Genomic DNA, 15672 nt, shown 5'->3' with positions numbered 1-15672 from the left:
ATCGGACCTATTTGCTCAGATTTTTTGGGTGGAGGGATGGTCAATAGAAGTTTTGATGATTGCAAAAAAATGAACTAATACTAAAAGTGCTGCAGCTCCTGCTATCAGGCGATCCCCGTTGACAGTCCAAAGTTGGTTAGCTATATTGTTTGGCCACACGATAGGTTGACTTCACCATGAAAGCATCTGACTGGCTAGAAAGCCTACCTGATAGATTGATTGCTGCTAGAAAGCTGGTATTTCCAAAGATGACTGATGCTGCCAATGCTCTTGGTGTTAGCAAACAAGCCCTGGAGCAACGTGAGCGTAAACGTTATAAGGGAGCCAAAATAGAAACTCTGGTGACGATGCTTAAACTACTAGAGGAACAGGCAATCATTAGCCCACCTCCTGAGGGCGGTCAATTTCTTGGCTGACGTCAGACGTTGATGGTTCAACCTTTTAGAGGCAAACATTGCTAATACGTGGTGCTAGCAATGCCGCTTATTTAAACAATATTTAACTTAACGGACCCTACTGGATTCGAACCAGTGACCGACCGCTTAGAAGGCGGTTGCTCTATCCACTGAGCTAAGGGTCCCTGTCTATAACTTACTAGGCCGGGGCAAACTGGTCAGTGATTATTACCATCTTGATCACAGTGTATAGTCAGCTCGACAAGTTTAGGCGATTTTGGTCATCAATCTATCCTGGCTATTCGAAGCCTAGGGAGCGGGCTGTGTCACTGAGGGATAGGGAACTGGGTACGCTGTGTGCACAAAATGGTTTTAGTCAACGGTTTTCTACTATCGTATTTCTACTAATGTAATGAGTTACGTTGAACTCACGTACAAAGGCAGAGAAGCAGATTGACAGACTAATGGTCTACTCGCTCAAGCTAATAGCGCGGGCTATGTCCTTGGGTTAGCATTTATCAGCGGCACCATGTTCATCTTAAAGCGCCAGGATGTAGAAATCGGTAGTTTTCAGCATCCGTCCAAAGAGCAAAAAATTCCTATCTTGTCTTATCAAGGGCAGACGTTTCGCCTGCTGAGTGTTTTCAATGCTGCCCAAGAAGAGGACGCCCGTACTCTGTGGCGGGATTTGACAGACAATCGTGGCAAAGCCTGTGTGCTGCTTGAGGAGCCGGAGCGCTTTAGCGTCTGGGGCAAAATTCAACTAGAACGTTCATCGTCGGAGGCGCAGGCAGCGCCTCCGACGACGGTCAATGGAGTAAGTCCTGTTTTTGTTAAGGCTGGTGTCTTAATTATTCAGGCTATGTATGAAGATGTGGCCGATTTGATGGGTGATAAACAGGCTAAGCGTTTTGAGGGAGACCTAGCAACAATTGGCAAGGAGATGCGGTTGCCTCAGTTGACATCTGATGAACTCGTAACTGGTTTGCTGCGTTTAGATCCGTTTTCAGCTTCGTTACCGCCATGGCAAACTAATCACCTCAATACCATATTCAAGGAGTTGCACCGCATTGGCAGATCCTATTTTGGCCGCTCTAACTTTACAGAACGTGCATTAGAGGCTTTGGATGACTTATCGCCAACAGAGCGTGAAGCTTTCCTGACTTGGTTGAAACAATTATCCAGTGGTCAACTTTGGCAGTAGTTAATAGGCTTAGCGTTACTGGTCTTTGTTATGAATCACCATTGTAAATGGGGTGCAAAATATGCTTATGCCAGAATGATTCTTCCTTGCAATCATTAATGGCAGATACTTAAATGCTGAGCATGGCGGCATTGCTTTTTTTTGCAAACCGGCATTTTCTGTCTGGATTGTGGGTATGCTGCGGATGCGTAAAACTTGTCCCTGCTGAGTTCGATGAGTTTCAAACTGTGCTCATCCAGGGTGAATGGTTGATGGGTCTAGTCGGATCCCTCATCATTGATTTGATTTACAGTTGCTCATTAGCGCTGGTTGCTCATGTAAGGGATCAGGTTTTCTCCTCGGTGCCAAATGGGTAGCTATATTGCCCATGAGCATTGTCTTTGGTGTTATCTCATTAGGGAGTAGAGCGTTGACTCAGTCCTCCAAGGCTTCTAAAGCCAACTCAGGCCAGTCTACTTTGATCCTTTGCCTTGGTTGGGGCATTGTATCTATCCTTTTCTTTTTACTGTTTGGAGCACTTGCTCCCGGAGAAGATGCTCGCCCAATCTGGTTTGTAATCTCAATTAGTTTTTTAGAGATTTTTGCCTTTTTGCTAGCAGCATTCCTCTGTTTTCGAAATTCTGGGAGTTCCCAAATTATTAGTGGTAGAACCGTTTGGTTGGCACTGGCGGTGGGGATGTTGGCCTATGCGGCCGGAGATGTTTTCTTTTTCTTGTGGGGTACGGTCTGGGGATTAGATCCGTCCGTTTCTTTGGGCGACGGGTTTTATTTTATTAGCTACATTGCGATGGTGATCGGTATGTTGCTGGCGGCCCTACCTCGACGTATTGATTTGAGTGTTCCGCAATGGGTGATGATTTTTGCCATTGGGACGGTGGGGATTGTCCTAGCCTGTGTGCTGAACTACGGTCTGCCGTCTGTAGCTAACCAACTATCGCCGCAACCAGCTATGGCTGCTGAGTACCGTGTGGTTCAAGCTCCGTCTGAGTCGGTCTTGGAGCCGATAGAAGAAGTGGTTGAGCCGCTTGTGGAAGCTGAACCAGAAGTCGTGGCTGGACTATTACCTGCTCCAGTCTGGGCGCAAAATTTAGATGTGGTTCTAGAGGCGTTTGCCGAGCCAGTGGCACTGATGTATGTGATCGCAGATTGCTTTCTTGTGGTTATTGCGGCGGCGTTGCTGGTGGCATTTTGGGGGGGGCGTTTTTCCCAATCTTGGAAGCTAATTGCGATCGCAACCTTCTGTCTATACATTGCCGATATGGCTTTTGCTGGAGTCGGTGATAACTACACCGAAGGCGCGCTCTGGGAGGTGTTCTGGATCTTATCCGCCCTCTTCTTTGCGGCGGGGGCCTCGATTGAATATAACGTTTCTAAACGGTCACGTCGGGGATCGCGTCGTCGGGCATGACACTCTGCCTAAACCTGGCATACTAGAGAGACCATTTTTACTCACCCTTTGGGGTTGTTGCTAGTATGGCACCGCGAAAATTGTCTGACGCTGATAAACGCGATGTAATTGAAATATATCGGCAGCCAGGGGAAACCACCTCCACGATTGCCAAGCGCTATGGCGTTAGTACCAGTACCATTAGCCGTATCCTCAAAACACAGATGCCCGAAGATGAATATCGGGCACTGATTTCCCAAAAGCGTTCAGCACCGTCGGAAAAACCAGTACCAGTTTCAGAAAAGCCGGTGATTGAAGCGCCAAAGTTGGTGGATGAGAAGCCTAAGCCAGAAAAGCCTATTCGTCGAGCTCGTAAGCGCTCACGGGCTAATGAATCAGCGATTTTGCCTGATGCTGATGGTCAGTTGACATTGCTAGATACAGAGGACGAGCCTGTTGTGCTAAGTGATGAGCTGTCATCTAGTCAAGATGATGATGTGTCAGCTGTTGCTACAGAGTTACTCACAGATACCAGTGTTGGCAGTGACGATGACGATTTAGATGAGGATTTAGATGACCTTGATGGTGATCTAGACGATGATCTGGATACGGACTTTGATGAAGACGATGACGAGTTTGATGAGGCTGGTGAGCCAAATTTACTGGGTGCGTCTGTCGAAATTATGCCACTGTCGGATGCCGTCTTTCCTCGTACCTGTTATTTAGTAGTCGATCGTCTGTCAGAACTGATAACCCATCCTTTAAAGGAATTTGCTGAGCTAGGTGAAATCCCTGCACAGCAGGAGTCAGCGCGGACATTACCTATTTTTGATAATCATCGTGTAGCGAGACGGTTTTCTCGGCGCAATCAGCGGGTGATTAAGGTCCCCGATGGTCAGCTGATTACGAAGGCAACATCCTATCTGCAGGCCAAGGGCATCACCCATCTATTGATTGATGGCAATATTTATTCGTTATTGGGTTAGGTTTTTGGTGGGTAATAGCGTTCAATGGAACGCTATTACAGGTCAAAGTTAAAACCTGTTTTTTGTCGATCTTTGTATTTGCTCTGATCAAATTGATAGAGCTGGGCCGCGCGATGGGCAACATTAGTTTCTTTTTCATTCAAATCTTTTAGGATATCTAGCTTAAGTAATTTTTTGCGGAAGTTGCGCTTGTCGAAAGGCTGGTCTAATACGATTTCGTAGAGCCGCTGCAGCTGGGTGAGCGTAAACTTGGTGGGCAGTAATTCAAATCCGATGGGACTGTGTCTGATGGTAGTGCGGAGGGTTGAGATCGCATCCTGCAAAATTACCTCATGGTCAAAAGCTAGATTCGGTAGGTTATGCATGGGCCACCAGCGAGCTTGTTTGGCATCAGTAGCCGCTTTGATTGTATGGTCCCAAAGATTTACTAACGCATAAAACGCCACCGTAATCGTATGACCTCGGGGATCTCGATGGGGCTGACCATAGGCTTTTAGCTGCTCTAAAAATAGGTCGGTGACATTGGTTTCTTCTTTGAGCTCGCGACGAGCAGCTTGTTCCAATGCTTCGTCTGGGCGTACAAACCCACCCGGTAATGCCCACTGCCCAGCAAAGGGAGGTAACTGCCGCTGGATCAATAACACCTGTAAACAATCGGTTTGCTCAAAGCCAAAAACCACACAATCTACTGTGACTGCTGGCCTAGGATAGTCATAAGTGTGACCCATGGGGCGGGGCGAAGTTGACGTTTCAGGTGTCATTGGCTATAACCAAACCAAGCTTAGTGTTAAAAATACACCATAGCAATCATTATTCATTTAAAAGCTGCCTGTACACTGTTGCTCAAAGATTTCGGTGGCTAATGTCACTGCTTAAACGCCCTGGAGATAATCGTGATGTCCGATTCCTTGCCGATTCCTGAATTTTTTATTCCTAATCGTGTCGGTGATGTGTGGCGAGTTCCCTACGAACAACGGGCGAACCAGGCTCAAACTTGGGCGCAAAAGCATGGTGTCCAACCAGCGGATACTGACATCACAAGACTCTGTGTGTTGGCCATTGATGTCCAAAATACGTTTTGTATTCCTGGCTTCGAGCTCTTTGTAGGAGGAAAATCTGGGCAAGGGGCTGTTGATGATACTCGTCGTCTATGTGAGTTTGTCTATCGAAATCTGGGGCAAATTACTGAAATTGTGCCGACTATGGATACTCATAGAGCTGTCCAGATTTTTCATGCGGCGTTTTGGGTGGATGTGAATGGTCAGAGGCCAGCGCCCATGACCATGGTGGAACTAGACGATGTCCGTAGTGGTCGCTGGCGGGTCAATCCTGCGATTGTCTCAAATTTGAAAGTTCCCTTGGATCAGCTGCAGGCCTTTGCCGTGCATTATGTAAAGCGTCTGAGTGAAGATGGTAAATATCCCCTGACGGTGTGGCCTTATCACTCGATGCTGGGGGGGATTGGTCATAGTTTGGTGCCAGCGTTTGAAGAGGCTTGCTTTTTCCATAATTTGGCTCGTCAGTGTCAGACTCGATTTGAGCTCAAAGGTAGCAATCCACTGACGGAAAATTATTCAGTGCTGCGGCCAGAGGTATTAGATGACCCAGACGGTCAGCCTGTGGCCAAGAAAAATCATGAGCTGATCCAGCATCTGCTGTCGTTTGATGTAGTTGCGATCGCAGGTCAAGCGAAGAGTCACTGCGTTGCTTGGACCATTGACGATTTACTCAGCGAGATTCAACAAATTGATGCGGCCCTAACCAGCAAAATATATTTGCTAGAAGACTGCAGTTCGCCAGTTGTCGTGCCAGGTGTGGTTAACTTTTCAGCAGCGGCCGATGCTGCTTATCAACGATTTGCCGACGCTGGTATGAATATTATTCAGTCAACTAGCCCACTCTCCACATGGTTGCCCCATTAGCTACATTTGCAGATTGATAAGCGTCCAAACTTTATGAGTTTTGAGTATCTAATTGGGTGAATTCAGTAAAATAGACTGTTCAATACAGTTATTTATTCTTTGCTGCCTAAAAATACTTAAGTCCAGACATTTATCATTTTTTCATGATATTTATGTTGGGTTCTTAAGGACGATATTTCGCGTTTGACTTTTAATTCAATCGAGTTACAGACTATTAACTTGATGGCTGTATCAGCTAGTAACTTGATGACCTCTATTTGCCCCTTTTTGATAGAGTCTCGATTGTTTTGTCTATCATGCCTTTAATCTTTAAGGTTAGTTTTTATAGGGCTTTGCAGCCATTTCTTGCTACTGCTAATGCTCAGTTAGGGATGTTGGATGCTGTGGGCATTCCTATTTTTGTGTTTTTTTATCCCTCGCCATAAAACTTAGCTACATATCAAAATGTGGCAAATTTATGGTTATTCTGTCACCTCTGGAATAATTCTACTAAAGTTAAGTTAACGCGATACCCTCTATGACTACTTCATAGCTTTTTATGGTGTTTAGCCCTCACCTTCGCGTTAATAGATCTTTATTCTGTGCCTGTCCAAGACTTTCATCAGGCCCCTTTTATTATGCATTGCCCCTGTTGTCAGACATCCACCTTGAAACGTGCTCGATTGGATGAGCATTTAGCCGTTCACGCCTGTGACTCTTGCGAAGGTCAATGGGTTTCTTCCTATGATTATTGGCACTGGCTGGAGTGGCAAGCGGGTAGTGGCAAAATCAAGTCATGTCAATCGAGCGATTGGAGTGAAACACTCAAGGCCTCTGATAATCGTCGTGCATCATTCTGTCCTGAATGTCACCATTTGATGCGACGAGCTAAAGTTGGTCATGGTCTGGAGTTTTACCTTGATCGCTGCTCTCACTGTGGTGGTAACTGGTTTGATAAAGGCGAATGGGGAATCCTGAAGGCCCATAATATTCATGACAAAGTTCACTTGGTTTTCTCAGAGCCTTGGCAATCTCAATTGCGTCAAGCCGAGTTTAATCGAGTGTTAGAGGAAACGTATCGTAGTGCTCTGGGAGATGAGGACTATTCTGAAGCTCTCAAAATAAGGGCTTGGCTTGAGCAACATCCTCACCGGGACTATATTCTGTCAGTTCTTAATCAGGTGCCATCCTCTGAAGATGAATCCCGTTATATTCCGGTGAAAAAGTCTAAGCCCAAAAATGATATTCCCAAGAAAGAAGTGAGCCCTCACTCTGATGTGAGCCCTCATGATGTGAGCCCCCATGCCATTGCCTATGGTCATAGCGGTCATCCAAAGCCCTATGACTACCCAAAGCCAGCTAAATAGTTGCAACGGTAAAAGTGCGTAACTTTGGTTCGCATTCATTCTTGCTGAGGATCAGCCATGCCGCTATATCAATCAGTAGAGGCCTGGGTCTGCTTGCTAGTTTCTGACATCCTTCTCTTATTTATAGGTTGTTAGAGTTAGGACCTGCGGTGGTGTTGCATCTGGGGGATACAAAAATTGAACTTCTACAGATCTTGCTTCATCAGGTTCCAGAGTTAGCTCTATTAAAGGTGTACCCATTTGTCCTCGACGCTGTACAAGATGGATGTAATCAGCGCGACGTTCTCCTTGATCATTGACATACAGGAACAGAACGGTGCCGCGAAAGAAAATACGGGAGTCGTGCGGAGTTAAGAAAGTCAGAGCATTTTTGATAGTTTCGTTTTGTAAGGGGGTTTGTACAGATAGAGCGACTGTTTTAGGCTGATCCGTTGGGTTATGCAAAGGTAGGGTCAACGCATATTCAGTGCCATAGTTTCCATGGGCTCGATGTGCTGTATCGTCATATCGTCTGAGCATGGGAGCGCTTTGTATCTGCCCCGTGCCAAAGGTATTATGGTCCACCGTGCTAATGGCATAGGAAAGTTGTTCTCCCATCGGTGGAATTGAAAGTTGTGCAGAGCGTCTATCGGTTAGACGAGCCTGCCAGCGTGAACCACGGCTAACTCCGGCTACTCTACCATAGATAAAGGGTGTGGATTTGCGCCCTGGTCGACTAGGGGCTTGGTCACGTGGTGTGACTAGAGTGCCATTGGCTAGTATCTGAAGCCATTCAGCTAGGCTGGGAACCCGTTCTCCATTGGCAGTACGAGGAGCAAACATGGCCAAGCTAGCGATATATACGGGGCCATCGCTGGAGAGACGCATCAGTGTGGAGCGGGCATTACTGCGACGGCCTCCCAGGCTGTTGGGGAGTGGGGGCAATAGCTCACTATTAGCTGGGAGGCTACCATCAGTGGCGACAGATAGTCTACGGACTGGTAATGGGGCATTCATCAGCAGATAGCTTTCCCTAGGGGGAATGGTAATTTCCCTAGGCCAGAAGGGCTGACGCCGATCTCTCAGGATCTCGTTCATCAGGCGACTGCCTGGACCTGAGAACTGATTGCTAGCTAGATTAAATTCCACGTCATTACGACCATGCCAGGGCGCTTCTTGGCTGAGGTAGCTGGCAGCTTCACGAAATCTTAGTGTGACAGGTTTACGACTGGGATTGTGGACCACAATTCCCAGATATCGAGTGCGGGTGTCATTGTCTCCTCGCGCCTGCACAACATGGTGGTCAAAAATGTCAAAACGCCCTTCAAAAGCATAATCTAGATGGGCTGAGGGCTGTGCCTTTCCTCTCGAAGGGAATGTGGATAATAAAATACCTTCTGCTGCAATAATCTCGGGACTGTTGCTATTAAAAACAGGTACATCGTCCAGTCCTCCCGGCAGTGGTCGTACTTCTTGAATGCGAGGCACGACTTGTCCCGTATTTTGTGCAATGTCCCCAATGTTGGCAGCCCTAATGCTGGCAGACGCCTGTGCCGAAAACTCAGTGATGACTGACGGATGATGCTCTGGTGTATTTTTTGTAGGGATGATAAAGGAGACGGGAGCAACAGACAGTGTGAGTAACAATGGCAATAGGCTCATGGGGCTTAACGGGTACTTAGGTCGTGATTTAGACGGACGAGTGAATGACTGTCGCCTAACGTACCATTCAAGTGGTAGCTAATGTTACCGACTGTGCCTTTCGGGGGACTGGTTCCTGGGCCTGATTAGTCATTTTGAGACTGGATTAATGCTTGAATTTTCTCAGGAGTTAATTGTTCAACATGGTTCAATACCAGATCGGCTCCAGCCTCTTGAAGAGTTTTGCTATAGCGATCTCGATAGATCACATCGGCCTGTACGTGAGGGGGTAAAACACCAACACCCAGCCATAGGCGTTCAGGGCAGTGAGTTTGAGCTGCTTTAATTGTCGCCATATCGGCAACTGTATCCCCGGCATATAAAACCGGAAGTCCAGATGGTACTGTTGCTTCGAGTTGTTTAATCGTCATGTAAAGCCCTGTCGGGTCCGGTTTACTGGGGGCGTCGGCCATGGCAATCAAGATGGGGTCAGATAATCCAATCCGTTGTTGCAGAATATAGTTGGCAGACCCTCTCGTGGCCCCGCTGAAAAAGGCTGAGGGGATACCCTCATGGGCTAACTTAGCTAAGTATTGAGCACTCATGAGGACTGGTTCTTGGGTAATGTAGCCAGTCCATTGCTTAGGGTCATCGCCAGTGCCCCGATAACGTTCCTGAAAGTAAGTGATGATGGCTTTATAGTCGGTGTTGTAAGTACGATCTGAGACTTGACCATGACGATGAATGAGCTCTTGGGACGCTTTCCAATCGTTGTTCCAAATGCCCTCACTTTTGAGCTGGTCAATATCAGTAGGGGTAGGCCGATAATGTCCTTGGGTGAAGTGTTCGACTGTATCTGCAATGGCGCGGCGATAGGAGCCGCTGACATCACGGACAACACCGTCGATATCAAAGATAGCTAAAGCAATAGGCATAGACATTTTTTAAGTGGATAAGCTAATTTCGATGTGCTTAAGGTAACGAATGCGCTAGAATTATAGACCGTGTAGTTTAAGCTAGACCGTGTAGTTTTGAAGCCAAGAGGCGTACAGCGGAGGTTTGCATTGTCTCGATTTATCTTAAAGGTTCTCTGGCTCGACAAGGATGTGGCTCTCGCCGTGGATCAAGTAGTGGGCAAGGGATCGAGTCCGCTGACCTCTTACTTTTTCTGGCCCCGTAATGATGCGTGGGATCAGATGAAGACAGAGCTTGAATCCAAGACTTGGATTGTCGAAGAAGAACGTATTGATCTCTTGAACCAGGCTACTGAAATCATCAACTATTGGCAGGAAGGGGGCAAAACTCAGCCTATGCAAAAGGCTGCTGATAAATTCCCCAACGTTGCTTTTACTGGTAGTTCATGATCTAGGTTGACTTTATATCGATAAGAGGTCCATCTGTTGTGAAGCAGGTGGGCCTTTTTTTAGAATGTTAATGGCCTATTTCTTGCTGCTAAATCAAAGGGTTCTGCTAACTACTGTCAACAGAACCCTTTGATTCAAGATGTCTCTATCTTTTTGTGAGCCAAACTAGGTCTAGACGCTGCCACCAGCAGCCTGGACTCGAGCCCGTGCTCTTTTTAGGGATTTGCTAGCTTGAATCCCCGCTTGCTTATCATCAGAAGCAACGTTGTCAGCTTCTGACTTTGCAGATGTGTATTCTTCCTGAGCAGCTGCCAGGTCAATACTATCTCCGCGTTCGGCACCGTTGACTAGGACGGTGACTTCATTATTTTCTATTTCAGCAAACCCGCCCATAAGGGCGATCGCAACCCAATTTTTGTCAGCCCGCACACGCAAAACGCCAATATCTAGCGCTGTTAGCAACGGAGCGTGACCGCTCAAAATACCTAACTGACCAGTAGTACTAGGTAGCACTACCTCTTCCGCTTCGGCATCCCAAACCGTTTTGTCGGGAGCCACTACGCGCACTGCTAATGCCATAAGACTCTAAAAGTTAAATGTGAATAGTGAGGAGTGAGCAGCCAATAGTGAACAAATGTCTGGAGAAGGGCAACGCCTTCCATTAACAATTCACTACTCACCACTCACACAACCGCAATTTTCTAAAGATGAAATAAGCTATTGCTTAACCTTCAGCCTTCATTTTCTCAGCAGCAGCCTTGACTTCCTCAATGTCACCCTTAAGGTAGAAAGCCTGCTCAGGAATCTCATCTAACTCACCAGCTAGAATCATATTGAAACCTTTGATGGTGTCTTCAAGAGAAACATACTTACCAGACATGCCAGTAAAGATTTCAGCTACGAAGAAAGGCTGAGAAAGGAATTTCTCAATCTTACGAGCACGAGCAACCGCTAGACGATCTTCTTCAGATAGCTCATCTAAGCCCAAAATTGCGATGATATCCTGAAGCTCCTTATAGCGCTGCAGAATAGATTGAACCGAACGGGCAGTTGCGTAGTGCTCACTACCAACAACATCAGGCTGGAGCATCGTGGACGTAGAATCCAGGGGATCTACTGCGGGATAAATACCCTTAGATGCTAGTCCACGGGAAAGTACCGTGGTTGCGTCCAAGTGAGCAAATGTTGTTGCAGGAGCTGGGTCAGTCAAGTCGTCTGCAGGTACATATACGGCCTGAATAGACGTAATGGAACCCTCTAGAGTAGATGTAATCCGCTCTTGAAGGTCACCCATGTCAGTACCTAGGGTGGGCTGATAACCTACCGCAGAAGGCATACGACCAAGTAGTGCAGATACCTCAGAACCCGCTTGTACAAAGCGGAAGATGTTGTCAACAAACAACAGAACGTCCTGCTTGTTAACATCGCGGAAGTACTCAGCCATTGTCAGGGCAGACAATGCTACACGCATACGAGCACCAGGGGGCTCATTCATCTGACCGTATACCAGGGCAACCTTGGACTGGCCCAAATCATCGGCATTAATTACACCGGATTCAATAAATTCGTTGTAGAGGTCGTTCCCTTCACGGGTACGCTCACCTACACCTGCAAACACAGACACACCACCGTGCTGTAGCGCAATATTGTTGATTAGCTCCTGAATTAGTACGGTCTTGCCTACACCAGCACCACCAAAGAGACCGGTTTTACCACCCTTACGGTAAGGAGCTAGGAGGTCAATAACTTTAATACCTGTTTCAAATACGGAGGGCTTAGTCTCCAGTTCGGTAAGCTTGGGAGCATCTCGGTGAATAGGTAAGGTAGTAGACATATCCACATCACCTTTCTCATCCACGGGCTCACCAAGAACATTAAAGATGCGACCTAAGGTGGGAGGACCGACCGGTACGTTAATGGGCGAACCTTGATCAGCTACTTCCATGCCCCGAACCAAGCCGTCGGTGGAGCGCATTGCCACAGCTCTTACCTGACTGTCTCCTAGTAGCTGCTGTACCTCACAGGTAACAGAAACAGTCTGACCAGCGGGGTTAGTGCCTTCGATCTTGAGGGCGTTATAAATGCTGGGCAACTCGCCAGCGGGGAACTTAACGTCTACAACAGGGCCAATAATCTGAGTGATATAGCCAGTATTTGTTTTCTGTGCAGTGGTGACCATGCTTGCGCCTTATCCTAAGGGTATTAGCTACTGCGGCGACTTTTAATTTTATTTTTACTTTCAAAGTGCCATGTTACAGATTATCACTAGATGTATCATCCATGGCACTTGTATTTGCTATAGTCAGAGACCTTTTGAATTCCTTATGTAAATTTAAGTTATTTTTTTGGTTGTGGCTTACGAGCGCTCTTAGCATCCCTCTGCCATTTACCTAAGAGAATGCCTAAAAGGCCCATACTCATAGTGGATGGTTCTGGCACTGACTGAGGTTTGACCCTTGACTTTTCGAGATTTTTTGCCACATGGGTAGGAATTTCGGAAGGTGGCTTGTTCGTTACGGAGGGCTCAGTGATTGGTGTCTGGACTGTGGGGACGGGCTCAGGTGTTTGTGGTGGAGTTGCTAGTTTAGTGATAGGGGCCGTTGGTACTGTATTAGGACGATAGTCAGGGCGCTGACGTATATAAAAGCGTTGGTTGGGAATTGTATCGGTAATGTAGTAGTCAAATCGTGCTGTTTCTCCAGGTTTGACGCCTTCGCCACGATGGAAATTAATAAAATCCCGTACATCTGTGACTTCATCAGCTTGGTCATAGTGGCTAGATGCATAAGGACGAATGGGACCAATGCCTTGGGCAAATGAAAGGCCGTCATTCTCACCACTGCTTTGACCGGCTGTTTCTTGCAACTCATGGTCATAGAAGCGCCAAAATGCTCCTGTGAGGTTGCGGGACACAATACTGATTGCAAAGCCTGGTCGATTAAAAATAGCGTGATGCTGAGCGTCTTTGAAGCCGTCAATCGCTAATGAGATGTCTAGTCCTTGCACATCTTGATAAATGACAAATGGATTGGTCTGGGTGCCGAGTCCAGTCACATTTGTAATGCTGAAGCTACTAGATGCTTCGCTAAACGTTAATCCATTCTGATGGCAACCGTTGGTGGTGAAGCAAGCGGCCTGTGTAGTTGTGCCAGACATGGTCAATAAAGCAGCACTGCAAAGACTAGCTACACCGATTTGGTGAGCGGAGGGAACAGATATTCGCATAAGTAACGCCTCGAAGTTTAGGAGATACCCAAAGTGGGTGATGTATCAAAAAGAACTGATGTTTTAATGCACTGCTAATGTCTTGGTGTGGATTGAATTAGCTGTTTGACCCTGTTAGAAAAGGCTTCTGTGTGTTTATAGAGTGGCATTTTTTTGGAGGCGATACCCTTGAAAATACTGAGTCTTTATTGAAAATAAACATCAAACTTAATTGAATTAGGGTGAAATTACGTATATCTGTTCCTGCTGATAAAGTGTTTTGTGTGCATTAAAGAGGGGCCATGGTGATCACCATGCCCCCTCTTTGTCTATTCAAATGTTCGGTATTGCTATTGCTCAGATGCCAATTAACTGATGGGTGCCGGAGAAATAGTCAACAGTTTGCAGGTGGTTATAGGCAACAAGAATGTGTCCTATCTAAAGCCTGTATCCTCTTGCTGTCGAATATCTAACACATTGTCAGTATTAATAATGACGCTGCCATCACGAGCTGAATCTACGCCAGTTGCTGTGGCTGATCCATAAAACTTGAGGGTGTCGTCAGCCCATATATGGATAGTTCCGCCAGTGCCTTTTGATGCGTTGGCCGTAATCTCTGAGCCACGACCAACTACAACGTAGGCGGCACGAAAATTATCAATAACGGGCATGCCCCCAATGAATATGGTGCCGCCCTGATCAACGCCGTTGGCATTGATGTCGCCGCCGATAAGATTGATTTGGTCGCCTAAGATATTAACGGTACCTGGGGAGCTAGTTTGGTTCGTAGGCATGTTATTTGAAACATCTACTTCCCCCCGAACTAAAACTGTGCCTGGTCTAGGTGTCAGAGAGGGAGCGCTTGCCAGTGTCTGAGATCCGTCTGGATTGTTGACAATTTTTGTTGCACTTTCTTCTTCTCCGCCTGTTAGTAATTGTGCTATGGCTGTCGAAGGTAATGCCGCCGTAGATGAATTGCCAGCTACCGGTGATAAAACCTCAAGCGTATCGGCTGGAATGACATCCAATGAGATTAGGCTACCTGGTTGACTTAGGTGTAGTAAATTGTCTCCAGATTTGGCTACAAGATTTACGATGCCGCTTGGTGCAATTAAATTGCCGTCGTTTTGGACATACTGACCAACTAAGTTAATTGCTGCATGTGGGGCTACTTGTAAGTTACCTTGGTTTTCAATACTGCCTGTAGGTAGGGTTGCTGCCAGCGGGTCTGATATGGCAGAGCTATTTGGAGTTGATAGCAAGAGGTAGCCGGTGGGCTCACCAGTGAGGTTATTAAGGGTTGGTGAGCTCACGTTGATGGATGATACCCCTGACACTTCATTCGTTGGTAACGCTATTTCACTGACGTTACCGTCTATGGATAGCAGGTAAGTATTGTCAAACAATAGTGCTGATGCGGTAGTCGCAGTTAGGTCTGCTGGTAAATTGAGGCTGATATTTTCACCAAAGATAATGCCAGCAGGATTGACTAGAAAAAGATTTGCACTGCTTGCTAAATCAGGGTCGTTGCTGGTGAGTTTTAACAAGCCGTCAATGGATGAAGGTTGAGCGCTATTGATCAAACTAATGACGTTAGCGACGTCGGGATTGACTACAAAATTTGCTTCGTCAGTCGACTTCAGATCAAATTGCTGGAACTGATGGATCAGGTTGGGCGCAGGGTTGCCTGAGGATTGCCCACCGGTGATCGTGAACTGATTAGCTTGCTGAATGACAGTTGTAGCCGATGTTGCTGGTTGAATACTTGTCGGTGTAGAGGCTGTTGGCTCTATCGCTGGAGTAATGGGAAGAGATATTTCAGCTGATGCCTGAGCAGTGGCCGCTTTATGTAGCCCAGGTATCCACAGGGGAGCGATTGCCAGGAGCAAGTAGAAAAGTTTGCAGGTCATGGGGTTAGCAACAGCTAGACAGCGTGTCAGCATATGCACTAATCAAACGTGTATCAAGAACTACAGATGTCACCCACTTATATAAATAATACGGGGAATTTTTAATCCAACCTGAAGTAATGATAAAGATCAATGTGTGGAAACCATGAAGTTGTGTCAATGCTGGGACCCTATGCTGAGTTCGGGAACCCGTACCCCTGAATGTATTGCAATCAAAGCTCCTCAAACGATAAATTAGCACTCGGCAATAGAGAGTGCTAAACCGTGTCTAGGTTGCAGCTTCTTCCCCTATTAACCCCTTTTGTTGACAAGTCACGTCCAAGTTGAACTCTGT

14 protein-coding genes and 1 tRNA gene are annotated in these 15672 nt (G+C 46.7%); 7 read left to right on the top strand and 8 right to left on the bottom strand.

The genetic code is table 11. The annotated features are described in order from the left end of the window. Positions 1 to 176 precede the first annotated feature (176 nt). On the top strand, positions 177 to 416 hold the full coding sequence (locus IXB50_RS06155) for a hypothetical protein (RefSeq protein ID WP_215608069.1): 240 nt from the start codon (positions 177 to 179) through the stop codon (positions 414 to 416). 91 nt (positions 417 to 507) lie between these two features. Here IXB50_RS06155 and IXB50_RS06150 read toward each other — a convergent pair. Next, positions 508 to 580 (bottom strand) — tRNA-Arg (locus tag IXB50_RS06150). A 344-nt stretch (positions 581 to 924) separates the two neighbouring features. On the opposite strand from IXB50_RS06150, the gene IXB50_RS06145 reads away from it, so the two are divergent. The 3 genes from IXB50_RS06145 (at position 925) to IXB50_RS06135 (ending at position 3972) form a co-directional block, all read left to right on the top strand. Continuing rightward, positions 925 to 1599 (top strand): Npun_F0813 family protein, encoded by a 675-nt coding sequence (locus IXB50_RS06145; protein WP_215608068.1) that lies wholly within the window; start codon positions 925 to 927, stop codon positions 1597 to 1599. A gap of 367 nt (positions 1600 to 1966) precedes the next feature. Next, positions 1967 to 3007, top strand: a complete 1041-nt coding sequence (locus tag IXB50_RS06140) for a hypothetical protein (protein WP_246564140.1) — start codon at positions 1967 to 1969, stop codon at positions 3005 to 3007. A 65-nt stretch (positions 3008 to 3072) separates the two neighbouring features. Further along, positions 3073 to 3972, top strand: a complete 900-nt coding sequence (locus IXB50_RS06135) for a helix-turn-helix domain-containing protein (RefSeq protein ID WP_215608067.1) — start codon at positions 3073 to 3075, stop codon at positions 3970 to 3972. Positions 3973 to 4007: 35 nt separating this feature from the next. Here the strand turns inward: IXB50_RS06135 and IXB50_RS06130 are convergent, their stop codons facing one another. Then, positions 4008 to 4700, bottom strand: a complete 693-nt coding sequence (locus IXB50_RS06130) for an NUDIX hydrolase (RefSeq protein ID WP_215608066.1) — start codon at positions 4698 to 4700, stop codon at positions 4008 to 4010. A 168-nt stretch (positions 4701 to 4868) separates the two neighbouring features. Between IXB50_RS06130 and IXB50_RS06125 the strand changes: the two genes are divergently transcribed. Both IXB50_RS06125 and IXB50_RS06120 read left to right on the top strand, forming a co-directional pair. Next, positions 4869 to 5894 carry an isochorismatase gene (locus tag IXB50_RS06125; RefSeq protein ID WP_215608065.1) on the top strand — a complete coding sequence of 342 codons (1026 nt, stop codon included), beginning with the start codon at positions 4869 to 4871 and terminating at the stop codon, positions 5892 to 5894. A gap of 617 nt (positions 5895 to 6511) precedes the next feature. After that, entirely contained in the window at positions 6512 to 7240 is a 729-nt protein-coding gene (locus IXB50_RS06120) for a zf-TFIIB domain-containing protein (protein ID WP_281413238.1), read from the top strand. Positions 7241 to 7357: 117 nt separating this feature from the next. On the opposite strand, the gene IXB50_RS06115 is transcribed toward IXB50_RS06120, so the two are convergent. Beyond that, positions 7358 to 8881: a DUF3370 domain-containing protein gene (locus tag IXB50_RS06115; RefSeq protein ID WP_215608063.1), complete on the bottom strand. Its 1524-nt coding sequence runs from the start codon at positions 8879 to 8881 to the stop codon at positions 7358 to 7360. A gap of 125 nt (positions 8882 to 9006) precedes the next feature. Then, a complete protein-coding gene (locus IXB50_RS06110) occupies positions 9007 to 9801 on the bottom strand; it encodes a TIGR01548 family HAD-type hydrolase (RefSeq protein WP_215608062.1) in 795 nt (264 codons plus the stop codon). A 90-nt stretch (positions 9802 to 9891) separates the two neighbouring features. Between IXB50_RS06110 and IXB50_RS06105 the strand changes: the two genes are divergently transcribed. Further along, positions 9892 to 10224 carry a 30S ribosomal protein PSRP-3 gene (locus IXB50_RS06105; RefSeq protein ID WP_215608061.1) on the top strand — a complete coding sequence of 111 codons (333 nt, stop codon included), beginning with the start codon at positions 9892 to 9894 and terminating at the stop codon, positions 10222 to 10224. A gap of 171 nt (positions 10225 to 10395) precedes the next feature. Here IXB50_RS06105 and atpC read toward each other — a convergent pair whose 3' ends face one another. The 4 genes from atpC to IXB50_RS06085 all read right to left on the bottom strand — a co-directional run bounded on the left by atpC (position 10396) and on the right by IXB50_RS06085 (position 15371). Beyond that, positions 10396 to 10803, bottom strand: a complete 408-nt coding sequence (gene atpC, locus IXB50_RS06100; RefSeq protein ID WP_215608060.1) for an ATP synthase F1 subunit epsilon — start codon at positions 10801 to 10803, stop codon at positions 10396 to 10398. Between the two features lie 145 nt (positions 10804 to 10948). Then, positions 10949 to 12403: a F0F1 ATP synthase subunit beta gene (atpD, locus tag IXB50_RS06095; protein ID WP_215608059.1), complete on the bottom strand. Its 1455-nt coding sequence runs from the start codon at positions 12401 to 12403 to the stop codon at positions 10949 to 10951. A 158-nt stretch (positions 12404 to 12561) separates the two neighbouring features. Further along, on the bottom strand, positions 12562 to 13449 hold the full coding sequence (locus tag IXB50_RS06090) for a PEP-CTERM sorting domain-containing protein (protein WP_215608058.1): 888 nt from the start codon (positions 13447 to 13449) through the stop codon (positions 12562 to 12564). 413 nt (positions 13450 to 13862) lie between these two features. Continuing rightward, complete coding sequence (locus IXB50_RS06085) at positions 13863 to 15371, bottom strand: two-partner secretion domain-containing protein (RefSeq protein ID WP_215608057.1); 1509 nt, start codon at positions 15369 to 15371, stop codon at positions 13863 to 13865. Positions 15372 to 15672: the final 301 nt, after the last annotated feature.

The organism is Leptothoe spongobia TAU-MAC 1115 (genome assembly GCF_018739885.1).
GTDB lineage: Bacteria > Cyanobacteriota > Cyanobacteriia > Phormidesmidales > Phormidesmidaceae > Leptothoe > Leptothoe spongobia.
This window is presented reverse-complemented; position numbering and strand designations above follow the sequence as displayed.

Bases quoted from the DNA above. Each gene is read 5' to 3' on its own strand.
- IXB50_RS06125 (WP_215608065.1), top strand. From the start codon at position 4,869: ATGTCCGATTCCTTGCCGATTCCTGAATTTTTTATTCCTAATCGTGTC.
- IXB50_RS06115 (WP_215608063.1), bottom strand. From the start codon at position 8,881: ATGAGCCTATTGCCATTGTTACTCACACTGTCTGTTGCTCCCGTCTCC.
- IXB50_RS06135 (WP_215608067.1), top strand. From the start codon at position 3,073: ATGGCACCGCGAAAATTGTCTGACGCTGATAAACGCGATGTAATTGAA.
- IXB50_RS06085 (WP_215608057.1), bottom strand. From the start codon at position 15,371: ATGCTGACACGCTGTCTAGCTGTTGCTAACCCCATGACCTGCAAACTT.
- IXB50_RS06145 (WP_215608068.1), top strand. From the start codon at position 925: ATGTTCATCTTAAAGCGCCAGGATGTAGAAATCGGTAGTTTTCAGCAT.
- IXB50_RS06155 (WP_215608069.1), top strand. From the start codon at position 177: ATGAAAGCATCTGACTGGCTAGAAAGCCTACCTGATAGATTGATTGCT.
- atpC (WP_215608060.1), bottom strand. From the start codon at position 10,803: ATGGCATTAGCAGTGCGCGTAGTGGCTCCCGACAAAACGGTTTGGGAT.
- IXB50_RS06120 (WP_281413238.1), top strand. From the start codon at position 6,512: ATGCATTGCCCCTGTTGTCAGACATCCACCTTGAAACGTGCTCGATTG.
- IXB50_RS06110 (WP_215608062.1), bottom strand. From the start codon at position 9,801: ATGTCTATGCCTATTGCTTTAGCTATCTTTGATATCGACGGTGTTGTC.
- IXB50_RS06090 (WP_215608058.1), bottom strand. From the start codon at position 13,449: ATGCGAATATCTGTTCCCTCCGCTCACCAAATCGGTGTAGCTAGTCTT.
- IXB50_RS06140 (WP_246564140.1), top strand. From the start codon at position 1,967: ATGAGCATTGTCTTTGGTGTTATCTCATTAGGGAGTAGAGCGTTGACT.
- IXB50_RS06130 (WP_215608066.1), bottom strand. From the start codon at position 4,700: ATGGGTCACACTTATGACTATCCTAGGCCAGCAGTCACAGTAGATTGT.
- atpD (WP_215608059.1), bottom strand. From the start codon at position 12,403: ATGGTCACCACTGCACAGAAAACAAATACTGGCTATATCACTCAGATT.